Origin of the sequence: Microbispora triticiradicis (assembly GCF_005864065.1) — a bacterium.
Taxonomy (GTDB): Bacteria; Actinomycetota; Actinomycetes; order Streptosporangiales; family Streptosporangiaceae; genus Microbispora; species Microbispora triticiradicis.
Genome location: NZ_VANP01000008.1, coordinates 228,230 through 246,869 on the forward strand (window position 1 = coordinate 228,230; position 18,640 = coordinate 246,869).

An 18,640-nucleotide genomic window follows, 5' to 3' on the forward strand; every position below is an offset into this window, starting at 1 on the left:
GCAACCAGGCCGCGGACCCGCACTGTTCACGAAGACATGACGTCCGGTGGCACAGGTCCCTCACAAGAGGACGAGGACACGCCCGGAGGGTGACGCGCCACCCGGCGAGTAGCGTGGTCCACATGCGGATCGAGGACTACGCCCTCATCGGGGACACGCAGTCGGCCGCTCTCGTCGGTCGCGACGGATCGATCGACTGGCTCTGCCTTCCCCGGTTCGACTCCCCCGCATGCTTCGCCAAGCTCCTCGGTGACGAGTCCAACGGGTTCTGGCGGCTGGCCCCCGCCGGGCACGAGATGGCGACGCGGCGCGCGTACGCCGGCGACACGCTGATCCTCGAGACCGTGTGGGAGACCTCCACGGGGACCGTCAAGGTCATCGACTTCATGCCTCCCCGGCACGCCAACCCCGCCCTGGTGCGGATCGTGGAGGGCCTGTCCGGGACGGTGCGCATGACCACGGAGATCAGCATCCGGTTCGACTACGGCAGCATCGTCCCCTGGGCCCGCCGCCTGGGCGGCCGCCTCCACGCCATCGGCGGGCCCGACTCCGTCTGGATCGACACTCCCGTCCACCTGAAGGGCAGCGGCGGCCGGCACACCGGCGTCTTCACGATCGCCGCCGGGCAACGCCGGTCGTTCGTGTTCACGTGGCACCCCTCGCACCAGCCGGAACCCGGCATCATCGACCCCGGCGAGCAGTTCGTCGAGACCAGCCGGTTCTGGAAGGAGTGGGCCTCCCGCTGCTGGCTCCCGGGCCGCTGCCGCGCCACCGTGATCCGCTCCCTCATCACGCTCAAGGCGCTCACCTACAGTCCGACCGGCGGCGTCGTGGCGGCTCCCACCACGTCACTGCCCGAGCATCTCGGCGGGGTACGCAACTGGGACTACCGATTCTGCTGGCTGCGCGACGCCGCGATGACACTCGACGCCCTGACCGAGTCCGGATACGTCACCGAGGCCGGCGCCTGGCTCGACTGGCTGCTCCGCGCCATCGCCGGCCGTCCGGAGGACCTCCAGATCATGTACGGCGTGGCGGGCGAACGGCGCCTGCCGGAGCAGACGCTCGACTGGCTTCCCGGGTTCGAGGGCTCCCGGCCGGTGCGGATCGGCAACGGCGCGGCCGGCCAGCTTCAGCTCGACGTCTACGGCGAGGTCCTCAACTGCTTCTACCGGGCCCGCAAGCTGGGGATGCCGCCGCACGACTACGCCTGGACCATCGTCTGCCGGTTGATGGACTTCCTGGAGCGCTGCTGGACCCAGCCCGACGAGGGCCTGTGGGAGGTCCGCGGCCCGCGACGGCACTTCGTCCATTCCAAGGTCATGGCGTGGGTGGCGGCCGACCGGCAGGTCCGGGCGATCGAGGAGCTCGGCCACACCGGTCCCCTCAGGCGCTGGCGGGCCATGCGGGACCGGATCCACGCCGAGGTCTGCGACAGGGGCTTCGATCCCGGACGCGGCACGTTCACCCAGTCGTACGGCTCTCGCGAACTCGACGCGGCGCTGCTCCTCATCCCGATCGTCGGCTTCCTGCCCGCTGAGGACCCCCGGGTCGTCGGCACGATCGACGCGATCGAACGCGAGCTGATGACCGACTGCTTCGTGCTGCGTTATCCGGTCTCCGAGGGCAACGAGATCGACGGCCTGCCCGGAGCCGAGGGCGCCTTCCTCGCCTGCAGCTTCTGGCTGGCCGAAGCGCTCGACCTCGTCGGCCGCAAGGACGAGGCCGTGGACCTGTTCGAGCGGTTGCTGGCCCTCACCAACGACGTGGGCCTGCTCCCCGAGGAGTACGACCCCGTCCAGGGGCGCCATCTGGGCAACTTCCCTCAGGCGTTCACCCACCTCCACCTGATCCACACGGCCCTCGCGCTCTGCTGACACCGCCCGACGGCAGGATGACCTGGGGCTGAACATGACGAGGGCGGGCTCGGCGTTTGTGCCGAGCCCGCCCGTTTCAGGTCCACCCTCACCTGTCAGGGCTTGGAGGCGGGACCTGTGTAATGCCTTAGCGCTGCAGGGTCAGGACGCCCGGGCGGTAGGGCAGGAGACCGTAGTCGACGCCGTTGGAGCTGGGGCTGCGGCCCTGGTAGAGCAGCTGCAGGTTGCAGGGGTCGACCGTCTTGGTCTGGTCGGGGTTGTTGCGGACCAGGTCACCGTGGCTGATGTCGTTGGTCCAGGTGGCACCGCTGTTGGCCTTGCCGGCGAACGGGTTGCTCTCGCTGGCGGCGTTCGGCGTCCACGACCCGCTCAGGCTGTCGGCCGTGAACGAGCGGAAGTAGCGACCCTGCGAGCCGATCGCCTCGACGAGCATGAGGTACTTGTTCTGGTTCTGCAGCTTGTAGACCTCGACCGCCTCGAACAGGTTGTTGGTCGAGTCGCTCATGATCTGGGTGTAGTTGGAGCCGAAGCTGCTCGGGAAGTTCCCGATCGGCATGCTCTGCCGGTAGATCTTGCCGTTGTCCCCGGCGAAGAACAGGTACATGTTCTGGCCGTCACCGATCAGCGTCTGGTCGATCGGGCCGGTGCCCCCACCGCCGATGTTCGCGGTGGACAGGGTCTGCGTCGCACCCCAGCCGTTGGGGTTGGTCGGGTCGCTGGAGGTGCGGTAGGAGAACGCGGTCCCGCCCCACTGGTAGGTGAGCACCCAGATGTTCTTGGGGGCGAAGTAGAACAGCGTGGGCGCGACCGTGGAGGAGTTCATCTTGGTCTGGGTGGCCGAGGCCATGTCCGACCAGTTCGTGAACGGGCTGAAGGCCATCGAACCCCAGGTCGACCCGGTGTCGTGCGTGGTGGCGTACACGATGTGCTTGCCGTTGTAGGTGACGTTGGTGAAGTCCTTGAGCGACACCCAGCCGGACTTCGGCTGCGCCAGCGCGCCCGTCGAGGTCCAGCGGTACGACGACGGAAGCGGGCACGTGCCGGTCGGCGTCACAGACGGCGACGCGGACGGCGACGCGGACGGCGACTGGGACGGGCCGCCAGAGGTGGTCCACTTCTGGTTGGTCCCGCCGTGGCAGGTCCACAGGTAGACGGCGGACCCGTTGGCCGTGCCGTAGTTGCTCACGTCGAGGCACAGGCCCGACTGCACGCCCGTGATCGTCCCGTCGGAGTTGAGGCGCCACTTCTGGTTGGCCTGGCCGTTGCAGGACCAGATGACCACCTTGGTGCCGTTCGCGGTGCCCTGACCGTAGGCGTCCACGCACCGCGTGCCGTTGAACGTCCGCAGGTCCCCCGACGAGGTGAACTCGAACGCCTGGTTGGCCTGGCCGTTGCAGTCGTAGATCTGCAGACCGGTTCCCTGTGCGTCGGTGTTGCCCACCACATCGAGGCACCGGCCCGACCCGACGCCCACCAGCGGCGCCGCCGCCGCCGACGCGGGCGCCGCCGACACAAGCGCCGCGGCCAGCACCGTCACCAGCGCGGCGGACACACGCGCCGCCACGGTGACATGGGAACGCCACCGGCCGACGGCCGAACGGATGGGGGGTGAATGCATCGTCTACTCCTGAGGGTGGGTCGAGGCGGAGGCCTGGGTCGTACGAAGTGCTGTTAGCGCTAACATTTTCTGTGGCACGAGAGGTCGCGTCCACGGGCGTCGATGTCGGTGGTGGTAATGGCGGAGCAAACTAGGGGACACCGGGTGGCGTCAAGAGGCCGATCGAGAGGTCCGGTGACGCTTCGGCCTTCAGGGACGCGTTCATCTGGCGTTACCGGCCCGACCCGCACAGCATGCGCGACAGCCTCGTGATGAAACTTTCACATGTGCGCCACGCCGGCGCCGACCTCGCCAGGTCCTGTTGAAGGCCGCCTCCGGGGAGGGCAGAAGGTGAGCTCCAGGACCACGGGCGACGGGGTAGGCGACTGATCAATCGTAGAGGTCGCCGAGTGTGATCAGGCGTACGTCCCCCCCTGATCGGGCGCCGAGCTCCGCGGTGAAGCCCGCGCCCGAGTAGCACGTGAGCACCGTGTCACGGGTGTCGTACCCCTTGGCGGTGAGCAGGTCGCGCGCACGGCGGAGCCGGGCCACGTGCTCGGCTCCCATGACCCTGTCCCACTTGACCTCACCCAGCGAGAGGACCCGCCGTGGGCGTCCGTGATCCGCGGGTGCCAGGACGGCGACATCGATCTCGATCTGTGTGCGGTTGGCCGGATCCGGTACGACTCCGCTCCCCACCTCACCGGCCGCGGCATCGGCATGCAGGGCGTACTCGCGGCAGAGCACCTCGACGTGGGGGCCGACGACCTGCGACAGGAAACGTGCCCTGCTGCCCCGCCACACCGTCGCCGCGTCCCCACGCTCCAGCCGTGCCCACTCCCTGACCATGATCGCCTGGTAGAACGTGATGAGCGGTTCGGCCACCCGGTAGTAACTCCGGTTCGGACGGAAGAGATCGCGTTCCTTGACCAGGAGATGACTGTCCTCCAGGACGCGGAGCGGATGCGCGATCTCGTTGGACTTGCGCCCCACGTAGCCGGCGATCCCCCCTGACGTCGTGTTGCCGTCGGCTACGGCGGCGAGGACGGAGTGGTAGAGCGACGGGTCGCGGATCTCCGTCTCCTCCGCCAGGAGGTAGCGGGCCTCCCTGAACAACGGGACCTCGGCGTTCAGTACCGATCTGATCACCCAGTCGTCGAAATCCGCGGGTCCGGCCGGGACGTCGCCACGGACGAACTCCCTTCGGTAGGCCGGTGTCCCGCCCACCACCGCGTGGACCTGGACCGCCAGACGCGGGTCGCCGATGCCCCAGAAGCGGGCCGCCTGACGGTAGTCGAAGGGCCTGACGACCACTTCCAGTCCCGCGCGCCCGCGAAGCGGAGCCGTACCGGACAACAACCCGCCCATGACCGACATCGCCGAACCGCAGAGCAGTACCCGGGCCATGCTGCCGGCTCCCGAGCCGCCTGGGCCCAGCTCCCGCTGGATGATCGAGGGAAGCTCTGGAGACGCCTTGACGAGGTACGGAAACTCGTCCAGCACGACAGGCACCGGCCGATCTCGTACCGCGCCGAAGAGGTAGGGAATGGCGTCGATCCAGTCGCGGAAGGCCGGAACAGGAGCGCCGGTGAACCTGATCAGTTCATCGGCGAAGAGGCGCAGCGCCACCGCCTCGGTCACCTCGAGCGCGGGAAAGTAGATGCCGCCCATGCTGCTCGCCAAGGCCTGCAGGAGATAGCTCTTCCCTTGGCGGCGGCGGCCGCTCACCACGCCGAGCCGAGCTCCCGGGCTCGCTTCCGAAGCGAACGAGACCAGGCCCGCCCACTCTCGCTCACGGTCGAACACATGCTGGGGCTTACGCACAGGTCGAAGTGTACTTGAGCGAACTACGGTTGACTCAACCGTACTTCACCGGATCAGGCGTGCTTCACCAAATGACGAAGGCCCCGGGACTCCGTGAGGAGCCCGGGGCCGGATGCCGTCGGATGGCGCGGGCCTCACCTCGGTGGGCCCGGCATCGGCGGTGCGAAGCGCTGCTTAGAGCGGGCGGACCTGCTCGGCCTGCGGGCCCTTGGCGCCCTGGCCGGCGGTGTACTCGACCCGCTGGTTCTCCTCGAGCGAGCGGTAGCCGCGGCTGTCGATGGCCGAGTAGTGGACGAAGACGTCCGGAGTGCCGTCGTCGGGGGCGATGAAGCCGAAGCCCTTCTCGGCGTTGAACCACTTGACGGTTCCCTGGGCCATACTGCTTTCTCCTTCATGAGACGATCTCGAGGGCCACGGGTGTGGTCCCTCGGGCTGCTGCGACCGACCGCCTCGGGAAAGCCTCGGCTCCGTACGGCAACGCCCGCTGTCACTACTCAGCAAGCGTTTCAACGCATACTGGTACTTCGACACAACCTCTGTCTCGACATTACACGCCGCGACGCGGTTCTCGCGCCCCCCTTTTGCAAAACCCCGTACGCGCCCCGCGGGCCGCGCCCCTCCAGCGGCCGAAGGCACAGGCCCGTAGGTGAGGGAGCCTCTCGATCTGTGATGACGGACACACGCGTCACAGACGGGCAGACCGTCCTGTCCTTGCTCAGCGAACGGAATCTCGTGGCGACCAGGGGGGCTCGCAATGGAAGTACCCGACTTGAGCGGGAAGCTGGCGGTGGTGACCGGGGGCAGCGACGGTCTCGGTCTCGGCCTGGCCACACGCCTGGCCCAGGCCGGAGCCGAGGTGGTGCTGCCGGTCCGCAACGTCGCCAAGGGCGCCGCCGCGCTCCAGAGGATCCACGCGGCCGCGCCGGAGGCCGTGATCTCCACTCGTGAGCTCGACCTGGCCTCGCTGGAGTCGGTCGCGAAGCTCGCCGACGCCCTTCGGCACGAGGCCCGCCCGATCGACATCCTGATCAACAACGCGGGTGTGATGGCTCCCGCCTCCCGGCACACCACCGCGGACGGCCTGGAGCTGCAGTTCGGCACCAACCACATCGGCCACCTGGCGCTGGTGGCACGGCTCCTGCCGCTGCTGCGCCTGCGCGGAGCGCGGGTCACCACCATGACCAGCAGCGCCGCCCGCTCGGCGAAGATCGACTGGGCCGACCTGCAGAGCGAGCGGAAGTACTCGCCGGTCCGCTCGTACGGTCAGTCGAAGCTGGCCAACCTTCTCTTCGGGCTCGAACTGGACCGGCGCAGCAGGGCCGGCGGGTGGGGCGTCGTGAGCAACGTCGCCCATCCCGGCACGACCCTGACCAACCTCTACGCGTCCGGGCCGAACCTCGGCCGCGCCCGCTCCGCGCCGTACGAGCGGATCATGACCCGGCTCCTGCGGTTGGGTCTGTTCGTGCAGCCGGTCGGCGCCGGGCTGCTGCCCGCCCTGTACGCGGCCACCAGTCCGGACGCCCAGGGCGGTCGGCTGTACGGCCCCGACGGCATCGGCCAGTTCACGGGCGGCCCCACGGAGCTGCCCCTCTACCGATCGGTCCGGCCCGGGTCCGACGCGGCCCGGCTGTGGGACGTCTCCGAGCGGCTGGCCGGGGTCGAGTTCCCCTCCTGACCCGGCCCGTCCGCGCGGGAGACTGCGGCGATCTTGGCGGGGTTCATCATCCACAGCACCTGGTCGATGCCCTCGTCGGAGGCGTTGACGGTGAGCACGGTGAACACCTCGCCGTCACGGCGGAGCACCGCCGCCGCCTGCCCGTTGACGTCGGCCCACTCCACCTCGGCCCCGGCCCAGAAGCGGTCCGCGAACGCCCTGACGTACTTCGCGACCCGCAGCGCGCCGACCACGGGGATGCGGGAGGCGCGGACCGCGCCGCCGCCGTCGGAGTAGCTGACCACGTCCGCGGCGAGGATCCGCTCCAGCGCGGCGAGGTCGCCGGAGCGGGCGGCGGTGACGAAGGCGCCGAGCAGCCTGCGCTGCTCGGCTCTGGTCACCGGCGCCCGGCGCTTGGAGGCGAGGTGCTTGCGGGCCCTGCTGACCAGTTGCCGCACCGCCGCCTCACTGGTCTCGATGATCTCGGCGATCTGCCGGTAGGGGTAGTCGAACGCCTCGCGCAGCACGTAGGCCGCGCGTTCGGTGGGGGTGAGCCGCTCCAGCAGGAGCAGGACCGCGAAGCCCAGGGCCTCGCCCCGCTCGGCGCCGAGGTGGGGGTCGTCGCGGGTGTCGACGGGTTCGGGGAGCCACGGACCGACGTACGTCTCGCGGCGGACCCGGGCGGACTGCAGGACGTTGAGGGCGAGGCGGGTGGTCACCGTCGCCAGGAACGCTCCCGGTTCGGCCACGGTGTCGCGGTCGTAGGCCTGCCAGCGCATCCAGACGTCCTGCAGCAGGTCCTCCGCCTCGGTGGAACTGCCCAGCATCCGGTACGCGATCCCGAACAGGCGGGGCCGCACGCTCTGGAAGACGGCCGCCGCCTGGTCGAGATCGTCCACATCGCGGACGTGTCTCCCCGATCCGGTGTCCCCCATGACGATGGCTCCCGTTCCGCCGGCGATGGACCCGTCCAGCCTTTCACTCGCCCATCTCGCGGCTTCGACGGGGGATCCCTCAGCTCCAGGGGCCCTTCAGCAGGGTGTGGAAGCAGTCGGCGCCGAACTCCAGTGCCCGCACCGAGACGCGCTCGTCGGCGCAGTGCAGGCGGTCGCGGTAGACGACCTCGGGTCCGTGCAGCAGCGGCATCCAGCCGTAGCACTCGATGCCGAGCCCGCGGAAGACCCGCGCGTCGGTCGAGGCGGGCGTGATCACGGGGACCGGGACGCCGCCCGGGTCCCTGTCCCTGAGCACTGCGGCGAGCCGGTCGTAGAAGCCGCCGAGTCGCGGTGGCGGGCTCTTCTCGCCCTCCACGAGGATCTCGACGTCCATCTCGCAGCCGGCGCGGGCGCGCAGCCCGGCGAGGAAGTCCTCCGTCGAGAAGTCGCCGGGGAGCAGCCGTCCGTCGAGTTCGACCGTGATCTCGGAGGGGTGCACGTTCGTCACCGTGCCGCCGCGCAGCACGGTGGCGGTGACCGTGTGCCGGACGAGCGACTGGAGATAGCGGGAGGCCGTGTCGCCCAGCCCGGCCAGGAGGGCGGCGTTCCCGGGGTCGGCCCGGAACGCCTCGACGGCGCGGCCGGCCTCGGGCGGCAGCGCCCGCGCGAGTTCGCCCAGCATGTGGTCGACGACCGGGGTGAGCCGGACGCCGAGGCCGCCGTCGGAGATCGCGTCGAGCAGCCGGGCGAGTTTGCGTACGGCGCCGTCGGCGGACGGCACCCGGGAGGCGTGCCCGCCCGGCCCGCGCAGGGTCGCCCGGACCCAGCAGGTGCGTTTCTCCCCCACCACGACGGGATGGACGCGTGCGTACGCGCCGAGGCCCAGCTCGGCTCCGCCGTCCTCGCCGATCGCGTGCCTGACCCCGGCGAACAGCTCCGGGTGCCGGCCCACGAGGAACCGCGCCCCCACCGTGCTCCCGGCCTCCTCGTCGGGGACGACGGCCAGGATGACGTCACCGGGCGGCTCCTCGCCCGCCGCACGCATGCGCAGCAGCGCCGCCAGCATCATCGCGAGCTGGCCCTTCATGTCGACGGCCCCGCGCCCCCACAGCTCGCCGCCGGCGATCTCCCCGCCGAACGGCGGGCGGGTCCAGGACTGCCCCTCCACCGGGACGACGTCGGCGTGCGCCTGGAGCAGCAGGGGTGGTTCGGCGCCCCGGCCGGGCAGCCGGGCGACGAGGTTCGGGCGGCGCGGGTCCGCCGCGAGCAGCCGCGTCTCCAGCCCGGCGGCGTCGAGCAGGTCGCGGATCCAGCCGACGCAGTCCGCCTCGTCGCCCGGGGGGTTGACGGTGGGGAACCTGATCAGCCGCTGCGCGATCGCCGTCGCCGTCGGTGACGACTCGCCCGGCGAAGGCGGAGCGGCCTCCTCCGCCCGCCGCGTCGCCACCTCCACCGCACCGCGGCCGGGACCGGCGGCGGACGCGTGACCGTCGCCCGCGAGACCGCCGTGGCCGAGGCCGTCGCGCAGCCGGGTGAGCGCCGCACGCATGACCGTCTCCTCGTGGACGAGGGCGACGCGCAGGTGCCCGGCCCCCGGGTTCACGCCGTACGGCCCCTCGGCCGCGAGATAGCGGCCCGGCATGACGGACAGGCCCTGGTCGCGCCACAGGTCCCGGGCCGCCGCCTCGTCGTCCGGCACCGGAAGCCAGAGGAAGAAGCCCGCCTCGGCCCTGCGATAGCCGGGGAGCCCGCCGAGGATCTCGTCGGCCAGGTCCCAGTTGCGGGCCAGCGCGGTCCGCAGCCGCGCAACGTGGGCGTCGTCGGACCACAGCGCGGCGGCGGCCGCGCAGACGGGCAGCGGGCTGGAGACTCCGCAGGCCCGGTTGTGGGCGGCGTACGCGGCGACCGTGGCGGGGTCACCCGCGGCGAAGCCGCTGCGCAGCCCCGGCGCCGCGGACCGCTTCGACAGGCTGTGCAGCACCAGGAACCGTCCGGGCGCGACCGAGCCGTGCTCCACCAGCGAGAGGTAGCCCGGGGGCTCGCGGCCGGTGGACAGGTCGGTGTAGCACTCGTCGACGACGAGCAGCGCGCCGGCCGTGGCGGCGATCTTCGTGATCTCGCCGAGGGCCTCCTCCGGCAGGATCTCCCCCTCCGGGTTGCCGGGGTTGCACACGATCAGGGCGGCGACGGGGGAACGCGCGGCGTCCACGGCCGCCGCGACGGCGGCCGGGCCGTCGCCCCCGGCGAAGAACTCCGGCCGGGCTCCCGCCGCCTCGGCTCCCGCGAGGTACGTCGGGTAGAAGGGGTTGGGCATGACGACCGAGGGCGTCTCGCCGTCGCGGCGGGCCCGCGCCCTGGTGGACGTGACGGCGAGGCCGACGGCGGCCGCGACGGCCTGTTTGGTGCCGGGGGTCGGCTCGATCGCGATCGCCTCGTCGTCCACCCCCCGCCGCACGCCGAAACGGCGCTCCAGCCAGCCCCGGTAGGCGGCCCGCAGTTCGGGGGTGCCGCCGAGCGGCGGATAGCGGGTCCACCCCTCGGCGTCGTCCAGCAGGCCGGGCGCGAGCGGGGGCGTCACGAGCCGCGACTCGCCGAGGTGGAGCCGCACCGGTTCCCGGTCCGCCGGCGGGGACACGCCGTCGAGCAGGTCGCGCAGCAGGGCGAACGCGCTCCGGGCGGTGGTCACCGGTCCAGGTCCCGTACGAGGTCGTTGAGCGCGGTCTTGCCCCGGGTCCGCTCGTCGGCGTACTTGACGATCACCGCCGCGTACGTCGAGAGGCCGGGCCGGCGCGGGTCGGTGCGCGCCCCGGGAATCACCACGGCGTTCTCCGGCACCTCCCCGTAGGTCACCTCGCCCGAGGCCCGGTCGACGATCGGCGTCGAGCGGCCCAGGTAGACGCCCATCCCGACGACCGCGCCGCGGCGCACCCGCACGCCCTCGGCGATCTCGCTGCGGGCGCCGACGAAGACGTCGTCCTCGATGACGACCGGGTCGTCGCCGATCGGCTCCAGCACGCCGCCGAGGCCGGCGCCGCCGGAGATGTGGCACCGCGCGCCGACCTGCGCGCAGGAGCCGACCGTGGCCCAGGTGTCGATCATGGTGCCCGGGCCCACGTACGCGCCGACGTTCACGAAGCAGGGCATCAGCACGGCGCCCGGCGCGACGTACGCCCCGAAGCGGACGACGGCGCCGGGGACGACCCTGATCCTCGCCTCCTGGAAGTCGGGCTCCTTCCAGGTCTCGAACTTCAGGGGCACCTTGTCGAAGGTCCGGGGGCGGCCGGGGCCCGCCTCGGCCATCTCGCTCCGGCCGGTGAGGAACGACAGGAGGATCAGCTTCTTGACGAAGGTGTCCACCACCCACTCCTCGCCCAGGGGGCGGGCGGCGCGCAGCTCGCCGCGGTCGAGCGCGCCGAGACCGGCCTCGATCTCCGGGGCGAGGACCGCCAGTTCGGCCTCGGTCAGCTCGGCGCGCCGTTCCCAGGCGGCCTCCACCGCGGCTTCGTTCACAGGCTTCGCTCCTCGTGCTCGTGGTTCGGGAGGCCGGCCGGCGGCGCGATCGGCACCGGCTCCGGCTGCCAGCGGGCCGTGGCCAGGTAGTCGTCGACGGTCTCGGCGCGGCGGATCTCGACGACGTCGCCGCCGGGGGTCATCATCAGCTCCGCCGGTCGCAGCCGGCCGTTGTAGGTGAAGCCCATGGCGTGCCCGTGCGCGCCGGTGTCGTGGACGAGGGCGATGTCCCCCTCACGGGGATCGGGCAGCATCCGGTCGATCGCGAACTTGTCCATGTTCTCGCAGAGCGAGCCGACCACGTCGAACCGCGACCGCTCCCGCCCCCGGGCGAAGGGCAGGCTGACGTGGTGGTACGCGCCGTACATCGCGGGGCGCATGAGCGCGGACATCGACGCGTCGACGCCGACGATCTCGCGGCCCTTGCGGCAGCGGTTGACCACCCGGGTCACCAGCACGCCGTGGGGCCCGGTGACGTACCGCCCGCACTCCATGAGGATGCGCGGGGCCCGCTGAGGGAAGCACCGGCGCCGCGCGGCCACGATGGCGTCGGCGTACGCCGTGAAGCTGAGCGGCTTGTCCTCCGGACGGTAGGGGATGCCGAGGCCGCCGGCCACGTTGACGTACTCGATGTCGACTCCGGCGGTCTCGGCCACGTGCGCGCCCAGCTCGACGACGTCCACCGCCGCCCGGATGGCCCGGTCGACGTCCAGCTCGTTTGCGCAGGTCATGCCGTGGATGCCGAACCGGGTCACGCCGCGCCGCCGGGCCTCGCGGTAGGCGTCGGGGAGCTCGTCCAGGGGCACGCCGAACTTGGAGCCGGTCGGGTCGCCCATGAGGGACGAGCCCGCCGCGAGCCCGTTGGGCGAGGCGCGGAACGCCACCGTCTCCGGCAGGACGTCCGCCTTGCCGAGGAACGACCGGTCGTCGAACGTGATGAGCGCCCCCGCCTCCAGGGCGGCGCGGTACTCGGAGAGCCGGGTGTTGTTGGAGGTGAAGATCACCTCGTCGCCGACCGCGCCGACGCGGGCGGCCAGCTCCAGCTCGATCGGGGACGCGCAGTCGAGCCCGCTGCCCTCCCGGTGCAGCAGGGAGAGGACGGCGGGGTTCGGCAGGGCCTTCACGGCGAAGTACTGGCGGTAGGGCTCGCCCCGGAAGGCGTCCACCATCCCCCGGTACGTCTCGATGATCCCCTGGGCGTCGTAGATGTGGAACGGCGTGCCGTACGCGGCCACGACGTCCGGGAGCACGGGCAGGAGCTTGCGGGCGAACCCGTCAGAGATCGGCACGCTGGTCCTCCTCGGTCACGGCACCCGCGCGACGCATATGGTGCGGTTGCGCATGCCGCTGATGGGCCGCAGATAGGGGAAGTAGTAGCTCTCCAGCGGCTCGAACCCGAACGACGACAGGGTGTCCTGGAGGTAGTCCTTCGAGACGAACCAGAAGCCCTCGACCCGCTCGTGCGGCGCGAAGGCGACGTGCCGGTCGCGCGGCGCGTCGTTGGAGAAGACCAGGCGCGTCCCGGACCGCAGGCCCAGGCTCTCCAGCTTGCCGAGGGCGGGCCGCAGCTCCTCCACGGGGTCGAAGAGGTGGCCGAGCAGGCCGTCGGCGTAGACCGCCTCGGCGTCGCCCACGTCGGCCGCCGTCAGCGCGAAGTAGTCCGCGGTGAAGGCGTCGACGCCCTTCTGCCGGGTCAGCCGCACCGCCTCCTCGTTGTAGTCCATCGCCCTGACCTTCCGGTCGCAGTGCACGAGGTCGGCCTCGACGAACCCGTTGCCGCAGCCGAGGGAGAAGACGCCGGAGCCGTCCGCGGTCAGCGACAGGATCTTGAGGACCATGTGCGAGCGGTATTCGGGGACGTACGTGGAGGGGGTGATGGAGTCGTTGTACGCGCCGCCGCTCTCCCATATGTCGTAGATGGTGGCCTCGGCCCCGCCGACCTCGCGCTGCGTGCAGTAGTACTCGCGCACCGCGTCGAGCGCCTGTCGGGTCTGGGTCATGTGCGTTCTCCTTGGTCAGGCGTCCTGGTCAGGCGTCGCCGTGGGCGTGGAGGTGCTCCTGCAGGTAGTCGACGGAACGGAGGGGACGCGAGCGCATCTCCTCGATCAGGGGCAGCAGTGGCGCGGGGTTCGCCGGGCCGTAGGCGCCGTACAGCGCGACGGCGGGCTCGCCCCGGCCGGCGAGCAGCGCGTCCGCGAGGACCCGGGCCAGCGAGCGCAGCCCCGCCAGGACGACCTCCGGGTCGCCCTTCAGGCGGCCGTCCTCCAGGGCGAGCGCGCCCAGCTGCACGAAGTAGGACAACTGGAGGAACATGCCGTCGCTGTCGGGGAAGTGGCCGAGGCCGCGGTCGACGTACCGCAGGCACTCCCCCAGGTAGTAGGCGACGGCGTCGGCGCCGGACAGGTCCATGCGGGGCGCCCACACGTCGGCGAGGATCAGGATGCCGAAGACGTCGGCCGCGACCTCCTGGAGGACGACCGACGCCCAGCGGTCGGCGGCGTTCAGCTCCTTGTAGGCGGTGGCCGGGCGGCGCACGCTGTGCCCCAGCTCGTGGCCGAACACACCGAGCGCCGGGATCCGCGCGAAGCGCTCCCCGCCCGGCTCGTACGGCTCGCCCAGGTCGAGGTGCCGCGCCGCGAGCGGCCCGGAGAAGCCCTCGACCATGGCCCGGTGGGTGTTGCCGAAGTAGTAGGTCTTCTTGAACGGCGAGCGCTTCACCCCCTCGTCCTCCGGGAGGAAGTAGGCGATGTGCTTCGGGTGGAGGGCGCCCTCCCCGGCCATGAAGAACAGCCGGGTCGCCGCGAACGCCGGCACGTCGCCGAGCCGCAGGTCGGCGTGCAGCCGGGCGAGATACTTCGCGACGTCCTCCTGGTACGTCAGGGCCTCGGCCACGTCGGCCTGGCGTTCGGGGTCCCGGCGGCAGGCGAACGCGGTCGGCAGCCCCCGCAGGTCCTTGCCGTACCAGGTGGAGATCTGGCCGGCGACGACCGCGACGTCCTCCTCGACGCCGACGAGCTCCTGGAGGATGTCGTCGGTGTAGCCGTGCTGGACGGCGTCCGCCCGCAGGGCGAGCGCCCGGCGGTCCACCTCCCCGGGCAGGTGCCCGCCGATCCGGCGCATCGCCTCGGCGACGGGCAGCGGGTCGGGGAGCCGGGTCCGGGCGGGCGCGCCCACGGTCTTGACGGTGCGCCACTCGTCCTCCACGGCCGCGCCGAGCGCGGCCAGGTCGCGGAGGAAGGCCGGCCCGAGGGCGGGGGCGGCGTCCGCGAGGTCGAGCCGCCGCAGTTCGTAGCGGTCGGACGGCGGCCAGAAGGCGTTGCGATGGTCGCCGTAGGTCGTCGCCCTGGCGAGGTTGGCCGTGTAGTCGAAGCGATCAGCGGGGGGCTGTCCGGTCACCGTTGCACTCCCATCCTTTGTCTGCCGCGTCAGCCGGTGGTGAAGAGCCGGCCCTCGCGCTCCCATCGCCGTACGGTCTGGTAGTCGGCCTGCAGGACCTCGGGGTCCGGATGGCTCATGAAGACGATGCCGGGGCTCGAGTAGAGGTCGGTGGTCCGCGTGACGGTGTCACCGGCCCTCGGCGCCTTCTGGATCCAGGTGGTGCTCTCCAGGGTTCCCAGCAGTTCCTCGTAGTGGGACCGGGTCACCGTCCCCGACTGGGCCGAGATGAACTGGACCTGCCACAGCGGGGCGTGCAGCCCCTTCTGCTCGTCGGCGAGCCGCGCGGCGAACGGCTCGCCCTCGACGACCAGGCGGGCGGCCAGGTCGAGCATGCTCGCGCCCACCGCGTGGTTGGCGGCGGGCCGGTTGAGCCCGCCGGACAGGCGCGAGGCGCACTCGATGAGGACCGGCCCCCGGTCGGTGACCATCAGTTCGGTGTGGTGGGCGCCGTACCGCACGCCCAGGGCGTCGAGGACCGCCTTCACGTAGTCGACGATCCGCTTCATCTCCGGGTCGACCGGGTCGAACAGGACGCTGCGGTCGTAGATCAGGCCCGCGCCGGGCACCGGCACCTTGTCGGTCCGCCAGATCTCGGTGACGACGTGCCGCCCGTTTCCGCTGATCCCGTTGATGAAGTACTCCTGGCCCGACAGCAGCCGCTGCGCGAGCACGGCGTCGTTGCGCTCGCCGAGCTGGTTCACCGCGCCGTGCAGGCGGTGGAAGACCTCCTCCAGCTCGCCCTCGTCCGCGCAGAAGGTCACGGAGTCGGTGCCGGCGCTCGCCGGCGGCTTCACGACGACGGGCCAGGCGCCGGCCTTCGCCCAGGCGAGCAGCCCGCCGAGGTCGTGTGCCAGGTAGTGGTCCATGGCGGGCAGGCCCGCGCCGATCAGGCGATTGTGCATCTCGTACTTGTCGCGCCGGGCGGCGCTGGACGACGGGTCGTTGCCCGGCAGGCCGAGCGCGGCCGCCAGGAGGTCGGCGACGATCACGCCGCTCTCCGTGCCCGGCAGCACGGCCGCGGGCCGGTACGCGCCGACCTCGCGGGCGAGGGCCTCGATGTCCCCGTCGTTGTCGAACTCGGCGAGGTAGTCGCCGGGCCGGTAGGTGGCCCGGAAGTACTCGGGCAGGCTCGCCGACGCCCGCACGTGCACGCAGTCCCAGCCGTGCTCCGCCATCACCCCCGGCAGCTGCGAGCCGGACGAGTAGCCGTCGACGATGACCAGGACCTGCCGTGGTGACGTGCTCATGTGGTGTCCTTCGTGACGTGGGGGCCGGTGCCCGGGCGCTCGTCCGCCGCGCTCTCGCGCTCATAGGCGGCGTGCGGGCCGCCGCGCCCGTGGTCGGCCAGGATCATCGCCGCGCCCTTCTCGGCGATCATCAGGCTCGCGGCGTTCGTGTTGCCGGAGACCAGCGTCGGCATGACGGACGCGTCCACCACCCGCAGCCCCTCCACCCCGTGCACGCGCAGCCGGTGGTCGACCACCGCCATGGGGTCGTCGCCCATCCGGCAGGTGCCGGCGGGGTGATAGGAGGTGTCGCCGTGGGCGCGGGCGTAGGCGAGCAGTTCGTCGTCGGTCCGCACGCCGCTCCCCGGCGTCAGCTCGTCGCCCCGGTACGGGTCGAGCACCGGGCTCTCCACGATCTCCCTGGCGATCCTGATCCCGGCGACGAGGCGGGAACGATCCATGCCGGACTCCAGGAAGCGCGGGCGGATCTCGGGCGGGGCCATCGGGTCGCGCGAGCGGACGTGGATGGAGCCGGACGACTCCGGGCGCAGCGGGTAGACGCCGAGCGTCATGCCGGGAGCGGTGTCGAGCCGCCTGCTCGACCCGGGGCCGTAGCTGGCCGGCGCGAAGTGGAACTGGATGTCCGGCCGCGTCTCCTCCGGCGAGGAGCGGACGAAGCCGAAGCCGAGCGCGATCGGCAGGCTGAGCAGGCCCCGGCGGGAGGTCAGGTAGGTGGCGACCTCCCGCGCCAGCGCGAGCCCGCGGCTGCGCTCGTTGAAGGTGATCGGCCGCCGCACCCGCCACCGCAGGCGGGCCGCGAAATGGTCGCGGAAGTTCTCGCCGACGCCCGGCAGGTGGTGCACGACCGGGATGCCGAGACCGCCGAGCACGTCGCGGGAGCCGATCCCGGAGAGCTCCAGGAGCTGAGGGGACTGCACCGCGCCGGCGCTGACGATCACCTCCTTGGCGCAGCCGGCCCGCTCCGTCTCGCCGTCCCGCACGTACGTCACGCCGGTGCAGCGGGTGCCGTCGAACCGCAGGCCCGTGACGTGGGCCCGGGTGAGAAGGGTGAGGTTCGGCCGGAGCCGGGCGAGCTTCAGGTAGGTCCCCAGGGCCGACGACCGCCGTCCGCCGTCGTGGTTGACCTGGTAGTAGCCGAAGCCCTCCTGGTCTCCGGAGTTGTAGTCGGGGTTGGCGGGGTAGCCCGCCTTGGCCGCCGCGGCGAGGAAGACGTCGCACAACTCGTCGCGGTCGCGCGGCGGGCCGACGGCGATCAGTCCGTCCCGGCCGCGCGTCTCCCCGCCGATCCCGGTCACGCGTTCCAGGCTGCGGAAGTACGGCAGGACGCCGGCCCAGGACCAGCCCGGGTTGCCGAGCCGCGCCCAGTCGTCGTAGTCCTCCGCCTGGCCCCGCACGTAGATCATGCCGTTGATCGCGTTCGAGCCGCCGAGCAGGCGCCCGCGCGGGATGCGCACGCTGCGGCCGTCGATGGTGGGGTCGGGTGCGGTCTCGAAGCACCAGTCGTACCTGGGGTTGCCCATCAGGATGGTCTCGGCGGCGGGGATCGACAGCAGCGGGCTGCGCCGCTCGTGCCCCGCCTCCAGGAGGAGCACGCTGACGGACGGGTCCTCGGTCAGCCGGCCGGCGAGCACGCAGCCCGCCGCCCCGGCGCCGACGATCACGAAGTCGTACGTCTTCATGAGGCGATGGCCTCGCCGACCGGCACCGGGCTGCCGGTGGACAGGTGACCGGCGATCGTCGTGCGGTGCATGAGGCGGCGATACGCCTCGTAGTCGTAGGGGGTGGCCCGGTGCATAGCGCTGCGGTTGTCCCACAGCAGGATGTCGCCCGGCTGCCACCTGTGGCAGTAGGTGAAGCGCGGCTGGACCGAGAACTCCTGCAGGAAGGTGACGAGCGGGGCGCTCTCGGCCTCCGGCATCCCCTCGATGCGCCACGGGACGTTGCCGCCGCTGTAGAGGGCGTTGCGGCCGCTCACCTCGTGCCGGCGCACGATCGGGTGGCGCATGTCCACCCACGCCGCCCGCTCCTCCGGCGTCGGCGCCGGACGGTCGGGATAGTTGTACGGCCGCGACTGCACCCGGCTGATGACGACCTTGAGGTCGTCGATCCGTTCCTTCATGGCGGCCGGCAGGGCGTCGTACGCCGCCATCATGTTGGCGAACCAGGTGTCGCCGCCCTCCGGCGGGACCTCGATCGCGTAGAGCATCGTCCCGGCCGGCGGGTCGGAGAGGTAGTGGCCGTCGCTGTGCCAGACGCGGCCGCTGTAGGCCGACCCGATGGGCTTGCCGTCCCGGGTGATGTTCGACAGCACGAGGATCTCGGGGTGCTCGGGCTCGTTGAACTCCGAGCGGGTGTAGGTCGTGATCTCACCGAAACGCCTGGTGAGCGCGATCTGCTGCTCCGGGGTCATCTTCTGGCCGCGGAACAGCAGGAGGCAGGTGTCGATCCAGGCCTGGTAGATGCGGTCGAAGTCGCGGGCCGATATGTCGCCGGTGACGTCGACGCCGCGGACCTCCGTGCCGATGGAGTCGGTGATGGGGACCAGTTCGAGCATGGCG

Annotated in this window: 14 protein-coding genes; 2 read left to right on the forward strand and 12 right to left on the reverse strand. The window is 71.7% G+C overall.

Annotation, left to right across the window (positions count from 1 at the left end):
- Window positions 1–122 precede the first annotated feature (122 nt).
- Window positions 123–1,877, forward strand: coding sequence for a glycoside hydrolase family 15 protein (locus FED44_RS21865; protein ID WP_138461866.1), 1,755 nt, complete (start codon window positions 123–125; stop codon window positions 1,875–1,877).
- A gap of 127 nt (window positions 1,878–2,004) precedes the next feature.
- Here the strand turns inward: FED44_RS21865 and FED44_RS21870 are convergent, their stop codons facing one another.
- The 3 genes from FED44_RS21870 to FED44_RS21880 all read right to left on the reverse strand — a co-directional run bounded on the left by FED44_RS21870 (window position 2,005) and on the right by FED44_RS21880 (window position 5,676).
- On the reverse strand, window positions 2,005–3,495 hold the full coding sequence (locus FED44_RS21870) for a non-reducing end alpha-L-arabinofuranosidase family hydrolase (protein ID WP_138461867.1): 1,491 nt from the start codon (window positions 3,493–3,495) through the stop codon (window positions 2,005–2,007).
- Window positions 3,496–3,864: 369 nt separating this feature from the next.
- Window positions 3,865–5,298: an AAA family ATPase gene (locus FED44_RS21875; RefSeq protein WP_138461868.1), complete on the reverse strand. Its 1,434-nt coding sequence runs from the start codon at window positions 5,296–5,298 to the stop codon at window positions 3,865–3,867.
- Window positions 5,299–5,472: 174 nt separating this feature from the next.
- Window positions 5,473–5,676, reverse strand: coding sequence for a cold-shock protein (locus FED44_RS21880; protein WP_111701102.1), 204 nt, complete (start codon window positions 5,674–5,676; stop codon window positions 5,473–5,475).
- A gap of 376 nt (window positions 5,677–6,052) precedes the next feature.
- On the opposite strand from FED44_RS21880, the gene FED44_RS21885 reads away from it, so the two are divergent.
- The gene (locus FED44_RS21885) at window positions 6,053–6,973 is read left to right on the forward strand and encodes an SDR family oxidoreductase (RefSeq protein ID WP_111701101.1); all 921 of its coding nucleotides are present in this window, start codon (window positions 6,053–6,055) and stop codon (window positions 6,971–6,973) included.
- On the opposite strand, the gene FED44_RS21890 is transcribed toward FED44_RS21885, so the two are convergent.
- The 9 genes from FED44_RS21890 to FED44_RS21930 form a co-directional block, all read right to left on the reverse strand.
- Window positions 6,889–7,887 (reverse strand): RNA polymerase sigma-70 factor, encoded by a 999-nt coding sequence (locus FED44_RS21890; RefSeq protein WP_138461869.1) that lies wholly within the window; start codon window positions 7,885–7,887, stop codon window positions 6,889–6,891. The genes FED44_RS21885 and FED44_RS21890 overlap by 85 nt on opposite strands.
- Before the next feature lie 79 nt (window positions 7,888–7,966).
- Window positions 7,967–10,573, reverse strand: coding sequence for an aminotransferase class I/II-fold pyridoxal phosphate-dependent enzyme (locus FED44_RS21895; protein ID WP_138461870.1), 2,607 nt, complete (start codon window positions 10,571–10,573; stop codon window positions 7,967–7,969).
- Entirely contained in the window at window positions 10,570–11,397 is an 828-nt protein-coding gene (locus FED44_RS21900; RefSeq protein ID WP_111701098.1) for a 2,3,4,5-tetrahydropyridine-2,6-dicarboxylate N-succinyltransferase, read from the reverse strand. The genes FED44_RS21895 and FED44_RS21900 overlap by 4 nt, the downstream gene beginning before the upstream one ends.
- Window positions 11,394–12,686 (reverse strand): diaminopimelate decarboxylase, encoded by a 1,293-nt coding sequence (locus FED44_RS21905; RefSeq protein WP_138461871.1) that lies wholly within the window; start codon window positions 12,684–12,686, stop codon window positions 11,394–11,396. Before FED44_RS21905 ends, FED44_RS21900 begins: the two co-directional genes overlap by 4 nt.
- 15 nt (window positions 12,687–12,701) lie before the next feature.
- Window positions 12,702–13,397, reverse strand: a complete 696-nt coding sequence (locus FED44_RS21910; protein ID WP_138461872.1) for a class I SAM-dependent methyltransferase — start codon at window positions 13,395–13,397, stop codon at window positions 12,702–12,704.
- Between the two features lie 28 nt (window positions 13,398–13,425).
- The gene (locus FED44_RS21915) at window positions 13,426–14,793 is read right to left on the reverse strand and encodes a hypothetical protein (RefSeq protein WP_138461873.1); all 1,368 of its coding nucleotides are present in this window, start codon (window positions 14,791–14,793) and stop codon (window positions 13,426–13,428) included.
- A gap of 29 nt (window positions 14,794–14,822) precedes the next feature.
- Window positions 14,823–16,082, reverse strand: a complete 1,260-nt coding sequence (locus FED44_RS21920) for an ATP-grasp domain-containing protein (protein WP_111701094.1) — start codon at window positions 16,080–16,082, stop codon at window positions 14,823–14,825.
- Window positions 16,079–17,761, reverse strand: coding sequence for a GMC family oxidoreductase (locus FED44_RS21925; RefSeq protein ID WP_138461874.1), 1,683 nt, complete (start codon window positions 17,759–17,761; stop codon window positions 16,079–16,081). Before FED44_RS21925 ends, FED44_RS21920 begins: the two co-directional genes overlap by 4 nt.
- A complete protein-coding gene (locus tag FED44_RS21930; protein ID WP_111701092.1) occupies window positions 17,758–18,636 on the reverse strand; it encodes a TauD/TfdA dioxygenase family protein in 879 nt (292 codons plus the stop codon). Before FED44_RS21930 ends, FED44_RS21925 begins: the two co-directional genes overlap by 4 nt.
- Between the last annotated feature and the right edge of the window lie 4 nt (window positions 18,637–18,640).

Bases quoted from the DNA above. Each gene is read 5' to 3' on its own strand.
- FED44_RS21865 (WP_138461866.1), top strand. From the start codon at position 123: ATGCGGATCGAGGACTACGCCCTCATCGGGGACACGCAGTCGGCCGCT.
- FED44_RS21870 (WP_138461867.1), bottom strand. From the start codon at position 3,495: ATGCATTCACCCCCCATCCGTTCGGCCGTCGGCCGGTGGCGTTCCCAT.
- FED44_RS21880 (WP_111701102.1), bottom strand. From the start codon at position 5,676: ATGGCCCAGGGAACCGTCAAGTGGTTCAACGCCGAGAAGGGCTTCGGC.
- FED44_RS21885 (WP_111701101.1), top strand. From the start codon at position 6,053: ATGGAAGTACCCGACTTGAGCGGGAAGCTGGCGGTGGTGACCGGGGGC.
- FED44_RS21890 (WP_138461869.1), bottom strand. From the start codon at position 7,887: ATGGGGGACACCGGATCGGGGAGACACGTCCGCGATGTGGACGATCTC.
- FED44_RS21910 (WP_138461872.1), bottom strand. From the start codon at position 13,397: ATGACCCAGACCCGACAGGCGCTCGACGCGGTGCGCGAGTACTACTGC.
- FED44_RS21920 (WP_111701094.1), bottom strand. From the start codon at position 16,082: ATGAGCACGTCACCACGGCAGGTCCTGGTCATCGTCGACGGCTACTCG.
- FED44_RS21925 (WP_138461874.1), bottom strand. From the start codon at position 17,761: ATGAAGACGTACGACTTCGTGATCGTCGGCGCCGGGGCGGCGGGCTGC.
- FED44_RS21930 (WP_111701092.1), bottom strand. From the start codon at position 18,636: ATGCTCGAACTGGTCCCCATCACCGACTCCATCGGCACGGAGGTCCGC.